Genomic DNA, 6,843 nt, shown 5'->3' on the forward strand with positions numbered 1-6,843 from the left:
CAATGAAAAATTTTGATGTGAATGACGGCGGAGAATGGTTCCTCGTACACTCAGGCGCAGTCACCAACACCAATCCGGGGTCGATGGTGGAAGTAACAATCAATACCGAAAAAATATGTCACAACATGACAAACAAGGGATTCCGGGAAATGGTATTGAGTAAGCGCGATCGAGCCATTTCTCTCGTCGACAAAAGAATCGAGGATTTGCAGCGCTGGTCGAACGCTGACAAGGCACGCGTATTACAGTGGTTCGGCAGAACCGATGAAGGCACCCGCATAACGGTATTAACAGGCCTGACTGCAATCGCTCGAGTACTAAAGGCACTCACAGGCTACAATTTCACGCGATGGGATAGCGAGCGATTCAAACATATTGGATGCGTTCCAAATCCGAACAAATCGGGAGTCGCTGCATCAGTGTGTTCGCCGGATACCGTAACTCATACGATCGCAATACATCCCGATTTTTGTACAATGCGAGACTTCTCATGGGAAAAAGATTCCGTAGTTTCCACTCTGATTCATGAGGTGAGTCATTTCGATGACACAATGGGAACCAAGGATCACAGATACTTCATGGAGGAGTGTTTGGCGTTTGGAGCCGAAAATCCGAATCAAGCAATCAACAATGCCGACAGTATTGCAGGATACGTCATTTACAATGCTTAAGTTTATTCTTGGTCTAAGTCTTCTCACCTCCAATCCGGTATTCGCATGCATCGCCAGCGAAAACTTCGACGTCTACTTTTCGAGAGATAGCTCGCACATATCGCATTCGGAGATCGTCCGCATTGCAAAATGGGTAGCCGACCAAAAACTCTATTATGCAAATCACCTAACCAAAGAAACGACACTGATCAGCGGCCATGCCGAGGAAAGTGAACCGGGAGCACCGGCCCTTGCGCAATCGAGATTGCAAACCGCGTATGCGCTGTTGGAGGAACTAGGTTTTTTACGCGGGACCATCAAGAAAAGCGCTCGCGTCTATTCGCATGGCGACGTGGACAATGGCCGGCGTGTGGAAATTTCCTTCCTGCCCGATTGCCCTAACAAGTGCTGCGACGGCAAGTAACGTCATACTGCCGCCGATCACGGCGATGCGCTGGCACGTACGCATGCGGCGACCCGCCTGCACCACCGCCTGCAAGCCCCCTATGTCCTGCCGGCTGCGTACCCCCCAAGAAAAAGCCACCGGCCCCGACGGGACTGGTGGCTTTTTCGCACGAGGCGCGAGACGGCAACGTTGGGCCACCGCCCGCTCCCCACGTCAAGACTGACTGCTTACTTGCCGCCGATGCTCTTCAGCGGCTTCCATTCGCCCTTCTCGACCTTGTACATCGTGATGCCGCCGTTCTTCAGGTCGCCCTTCGCGTCGTACGCGACGTGCGACGACGTGACGCCGGCCATGTTGGTCTTCGCGAGCACCGGCAGGTACTTCGCCGGATCGGTCGAATCCGCCTTCTTCATCGCGTTGAGCATCGCCATCGCGCCGTCGTACGCATACGGCGAGTAGGTCTGCACGTCTTCGCCGAAGCGCTTCTTGTACTTGTCGGCGTAGGTCTTGCCGCCCGGCATTTCTTCCAGCGGGAGGCCTGCCAGCGAAGCGATCGTGCCGTCGGCCGCGTTGCCCGCGATCTTCAGGAACGTCGGCGTCTTCACCATTTCGCCGCTCATCAGCGGTGCCGTGATGCCAAGCGTCTTCATCTGCTTGACCATCGGCGCTGCCTGCGAGTCCGCGCCGCCGTAGTAGACGAGGTCCGGCTTCGCCGCCTTCAGCTTGGTCAGGATCGCCTTGAAGTCGACGGCCTTGTCGTTCGTGAATTCACGATCGACGATCGTCGCGCCGCCGGCCTTCGCGGCCTTCTCGAACTGGTCGGCGAGACCCTGGCCGTAGGCCGTGCGGTCGTCGACGATCGCGATCTTCTTCATGCCGAGATCCTTCGACGCGAAGGTGCCCGCCACCGAGCCCTGCTGCGTGTCGGACGTCATCATGCGGAAGGTCGTCTTGTAACCCTGCTGCGTGTATTCCGGTGCCGTCGCCATCGCGATTTCCGGAATGCCGGCGTTCGCGTAGATGCGCGAAGCGGGAATCGTCGTGCCCGAGTTGAAGTGGCCGAGCATGCCCTTGATGCCGTCGTCGACGAGCTTCTGCGCAACCGTCGTGCCGGTGCGCGGGTCAGCCTGGTCGTCTTGCGTCTCGAGCACGAACTTCACCGGCTTGCCGCCGATCTTCGGGTTCGTCGCGTTGAAGTCTTCCAGCGCGAGCGCGATCCCGTTCTGCATATCCTTGCCGTAGTGAGCCTGGGCGCCCGTCATCGGCCCTGCGTAACCGATCTTCACGTCGTCCGCATGAGCCGTCCCCGCCAGCGACATGACAGCGACGAACGTCGCGCCTGCCAGCTTTTTCATCGTGTGTTGCATAGCTTCTCCTTGGTACCAGGGTAAATGGAGCGGCTTCGGGATCGCCTTGCCGCATCCTTTGTTTGATCCGAACGGCAAGGATGGTCAGCCGATCGTCATCAAATTCGCATTGCCGCCCGCCGCGGCCGTGTTCACGCTGACCGAGCGCTCGGTCAGCAGCCGCTCGAGCGCATAGTCTTCCGCGTCGCCGTTCTCGAACGCGCCCGCCGACACGCCCTGCACCGACACGATCGGGCCCGGCCGCTGCGCGACGTCCTTCACGAGCGTCTGCAGTTCGTCGCTATCGCCTTCGAACAGCACCGCGTCGAACGGCACGTCGGCCTGCTTGCGCACGGCCGCATGCGCCTTCAGCGCGGCCGGCAGCGCCGCGACCAGCGCCTCGCCCGCCGCACCGGCGAACAACGCGCGGTTGCCCGTCGCCAGCACCGCCGCGAACTGCGCGCGCGCACCGCCCGGCGTCGCCGCGACACACAACACCGTGCCGCGCGGGCCGAGTGTATACGTGTTTCGCTCACCCGTCGGACCGGTCAGCACCGCGGTCGCACCGGCCGGCACCTGCGCCAGATAGCCGTCGCAACGCGCGGCCAGCGCCGGTTCGCGCTGCTCGATCAGCCAATCGCGCAGCGCGGTGAGCGCCGCCGCCGGCTTGCCGCGCTGTTCGCCTTCGACCGCGCCGTCCGCGATCAGCGTCTGCGCGAGCGAACGCGGCAGGCCCGACGGACGCGTCGCGAGCAGGCGCTGCAGGTACAGCGCGCCGCCGGCCTTCGGGCCCGTGCCCGACAGCCCTTCGCCGCCGAACGGCTGCACGCCGACCACCGCGCCGATCACGTTGCGGTTCACGTAGATGTTGCCGACGTGCGCGTTCGAGATCACGTGCGCGATCGTCTCGTCGATCCGCGTATGGATCCCGAGCGTCAGGCCGTAACCCGTCGCGCGGATCTGCTCGAGCAGCTTGTCGAGCTGGCTGCGGCGATAGCGCACGACGTGCAGCACGGGGCCGAACACTTCACGCTTCAGCTCGTCGATGCTGCCGATCTCGATCAGCGTCGGCGGCACAAACGTACCGTGCGCGCAGGCTTCCGGCGACGGCAGCTGCGTGACCGTATGGCCCTTGTCCTTCATCGTCGCGACGTGCGTATCGATCGTCTGCTTCGCTTCGCCGTCGATCACCGGGCCGACGTCCGTCGACAGCCGGTCGGGGTTGCCGAGCGCCAGCTCGTGCATCGCACCCTTCAGCATCGTCAGCGTGCGGTCCGCGACATCGTCCTGCAGACACAGAACGCGCAGCGCCGAACACCGTTGACCGGCCGAGTCGAACGACGACTGCATCACGTCCGCGACGACCTGCTCCGCGAGCGCCGACGAGTCGACGATCATCGCGTTCTGGCCGCCCGTTTCCGCGATCAGCGGAATCGGCTTGCCGTCCGGGTCGAGGCGCGCGGACAGCGTCTTGTTGATCAGGCGCGCGACTTCGGTCGAGCCGGTGAACATCACCGCGCGCGTGCGCGGATCGGCGACCAGCGCCGCGCCGACGGTCTCGCCGGTGCCCGGCAGCAGTTGCACCGCGCCGGCCGGCACGCCGGCCTCGCGCAGCAGGCGCACGGCTTGCGCGGCGATCAGCGGCGTCTGCTCGGCCGGCTTCGCGAGCACCGTGTTGCCGGCTGCCAGTGCAGCGGCCACCTGGCCCATGAAGATCGCGAGCGGGAAGTTCCACGGGCTGATACAGACCACGGGGCCGAGCGGACGGTGCGTGTCGTTCGAGAATTCGTCGCGGATCTGCGCCGCGTAGTAGCGCAGGAAGTCGACGGCTTCGCGGATTTCAGCGATCGCGTTCGGCAGCGACTTGCCGGCTTCGCGCACGATCAGGCCCATCAGCGTGTGCATCTGCGCTTCGAGCAGGTCGGCCGCGCGCACCAGGCAGTCGGCGCGCGCATCGACCGGCGTCGCCTGCCAGATCGGCGCGGCAGCCACCGCGTGCGCGAGCGCCGCGCTCACGTGTTCGGCCGTCGCTTCGCTGACCGTGCCGACCACGTCGCGCTGGTCGGCCGGGTTGCGCACGTCGCGCGCCGGGGCATCGGCGAGCGCGTCGTCGGCGAGCATCGGCGCCGCGCGCCACGGATGATGCGCGCTCGCGAGCAGCGCGGACGACAGCGATGCGAGACGGTGTTCGTTCGACAGGTCGAGGCCCATCGAGTTGGGGCGCTCGTCGCCGTACAAGTTGCGCGGCAGCGGGATCTTCGCGTGCGGCGCGCCGAGCGGCACGACCTTCGACGCCTCGTCGACCGGATCGGCGACCAGTTCCTTCACCGACACCGTCTTGTCGGCGATGCGGTTCACGAACGACGTGTTCGCGCCGTTCTCCAGCAGGCGGCGCACGAGGTACGCGAGCAGCGTTTCATGCGTGCCAACCGGCGCGTACACGCGGCACGGGCGGTTCAGCTTGTCGCGGCCCGTGACTTCCTCGTACAGCGGCTCGCCCATCCCGTGCAGGCACTGGAATTCATACTGGCCCGGGTAGTAGTTCTGGCCGGCCAGGTGATAGATCGCGGCCAGCGTGTACGCATTGTGCGTCGCGAACTGCGGATAGACGGCGTCGGGCGCCGCGAGCAGCTTCTTCGCGCACGCGAGGTACGACACGTCCGTGTAGATCTTGCGCGTGTAGACCGGATAGCCTTCGAGGCCATCGACCTGCGCACGCTTGATTTCGGTATCCCAGTACGCGCCCTTGACCAGGCGGATCATCAGGCGGTGACGGCTGCGGCGCGCGAGGTCGATCAGGTAGTCGATCACGAACGGGCAGCGCTTCTGGTAGCCCTGCACGACGAAGCCGATGCCGTTCCAGCCCGCGAGCTCCGGATCGAAGCACAGCGCCTCGAGCAGGTCGAGCGACAGTTCGAGACGGTCGGCTTCTTCCGCGTCGATGTTCAGGCCGATGTCGTAGCGGCGCGCGAGCAGCGCGAGCGCGCGCACGCGCGGCAGCAGCTCGCTCATTGTGCGGTCCTGCTGCGAGCGCGAGTAGCGCGCGTGCAGCGCCGACAGCTTGATCGAGATGCCCGGGCCTTCGTAGATGCCGCGGCCGCCGGCCGCCTTGCCGATCGCGTGGATCGCCTGCTCGTACGACGCGTAGTAGCGCTGCGCGTCCTCTTCGGTCGTCGCCGCTTCGCCGAGCATGTCGTACGAGTAGCGGAAGCCGCGCGCTTCGTACTTGCGGCTGTTCGCGAGTGCTTCGGAAATCGTCTCGCCGGTGACGAACTGCTCGCCCATCAGGCGCATCGCCATGTCGACACCCTTGCGAATCAGCGGCTCGCCGCCGCGGCCGATCAGGCGCGTGAGTGCCGACGAAAGCCCCGCTTCGCTGTTGGTCGTCACGAGCTTGCCGGTGATCATCAGCCCCCAGGTCGCCGCGTTCACGAACAGCGACGGCGCGTGGCCGACGTGCGAGCGCCAGTCGCCCTTGCTGATCTTGTCGCGGATCAGCGCATCGCGCGTCGCGCGATCGGGAATGCGCAGCAGCGCTTCGGCGAGACACATCAGCGCGACGCCTTCCTGGCTCGACAGCGAGAACTCGTGGATCAGCCCTTCGACGCCGCCGCCCGAGTTCTTCTCGCGCAACGCCTCGACGAGCGCCGTCGCGAGCGTCTGCACGTCGGCCTGCAGGTTCGCCGGCAGGCGCGCCTGGCCCAGCAGGAACGGCACGCATTCCGGCTCGGGGCGGCGATACGCAGCCGTGATCGCCGCGCGCAGCACCGACTGCGGCTGCACGTTCTGCGCGAACTCGAGGAACGGATGCGGCGAATTGTCGTCGTCGCCATCTGTCGTCTGGCCGTCGGCGAGCTCCGTCACGCCGGTGCTTCCCGACAGCTCGGGCGGCAGCTGGCCGTGCTCGATCCGCTCGAGATACGCGAAGATCGCCTGCTTGATCAGCCAGTGGGGAGTGCGCTCGAGACGCGCGGCCGCGTCTTTCAGGCGCGAGCGGAGAAGGTCGTCGACTTTGACGCCGAGAGTCGTGCTTGCCATGGTGGGTTCGTGCGCCGGTGCGAGCCCGGCAATGTGGTGTGAGAGGATGCGCGAAATCCTACGGCACGCAATAAAAAGGTGCAACCTAATTACAAGACTGGTTGCACCCTCAGGTTAGTCAATATAATCAGCCACTTAGACGGTTGCAACCTAGGGGTTGCCCGTGGTCGACGGATCGGTGTTTTCCCTGATCGTGCCGATTCGGCTCGCGCGTGCAACCATCGGGGCCCAAGACGGAGAAAAAAAAGCGGGTTGCACTTGGCGGGCCGCTGGGTGCCGCAAGCAAGTGCGCAATGGGCCTCGCCAGCGGGGATCGTGCGATGCAGGCGGTGGGCGGTGGGCGGCGGGCGGCGGGCGGCGGGCAGCGTGCTCCGGGCGCCGGGCAGGGGGCAGCGGCCAGGCG

General features: G+C 64.7%; 4 protein-coding genes. 2 read left to right on the top strand and 2 right to left on the bottom strand.

The features are described 5' to 3' along the window. The first annotated feature begins 2 nt into the window (after positions 1 to 2). Entirely contained in the window at positions 3 to 671 is a 669-nt protein-coding gene (locus tag DIE15_RS35035) for a M35 family metallo-endopeptidase (RefSeq protein ID WP_124835714.1), read from the top strand. Next, the gene (locus DIE15_RS35040; protein ID WP_124835715.1) at positions 664 to 1,074 is read left to right on the top strand and encodes a hypothetical protein; all 411 of its coding nucleotides are present in this window, start codon (positions 664 to 666) and stop codon (positions 1,072 to 1,074) included. The genes DIE15_RS35035 and DIE15_RS35040 overlap by 8 nt, the downstream gene beginning before the upstream one ends. A 209-nt stretch (positions 1,075 to 1,283) precedes the next feature. Here DIE15_RS35040 and DIE15_RS35045 read toward each other — a convergent pair whose 3' ends face one another. Both DIE15_RS35045 and putA read right to left on the bottom strand, forming a co-directional pair. Further along, positions 1,284 to 2,423, bottom strand: coding sequence for a branched-chain amino acid ABC transporter substrate-binding protein (locus DIE15_RS35045; RefSeq protein ID WP_057927949.1), 1,140 nt, complete (start codon positions 2,421 to 2,423; stop codon positions 1,284 to 1,286). Between the two features lie 84 nt (positions 2,424 to 2,507). Beyond that, positions 2,508 to 6,440 (bottom strand): trifunctional transcriptional regulator/proline dehydrogenase/L-glutamate gamma-semialdehyde dehydrogenase, encoded by a 3,933-nt coding sequence (gene putA / locus DIE15_RS35050; protein WP_124835716.1) that lies wholly within the window; start codon positions 6,438 to 6,440, stop codon positions 2,508 to 2,510. Between the last annotated feature and the right edge of the window lie 403 nt (positions 6,441 to 6,843).

This window comes from Burkholderia sp. Bp9031, assembly GCF_003857965.1.
GTDB classification, from domain to species: Bacteria; Pseudomonadota; Gammaproteobacteria; order Burkholderiales; family Burkholderiaceae; genus Burkholderia; species Burkholderia ambifaria_A.

Coding starts and splice junctions, on each gene's coding strand:
- DIE15_RS35035 (WP_124835714.1), top strand. CDS start 3: ATGAAAAATTTTGATGTGAATGACGGCGGAGAATGGTTCCTCGTACAC.
- DIE15_RS35040 (WP_124835715.1), top strand. CDS start 664: ATGCTTAAGTTTATTCTTGGTCTAAGTCTTCTCACCTCCAATCCGGTA.
- DIE15_RS35045 (WP_057927949.1), bottom strand. CDS start 2,423: ATGCAACACACGATGAAAAAGCTGGCAGGCGCGACGTTCGTCGCTGTC.
- putA (WP_124835716.1), bottom strand. CDS start 6,440: ATGGCAAGCACGACTCTCGGCGTCAAAGTCGACGACCTTCTCCGCTCG.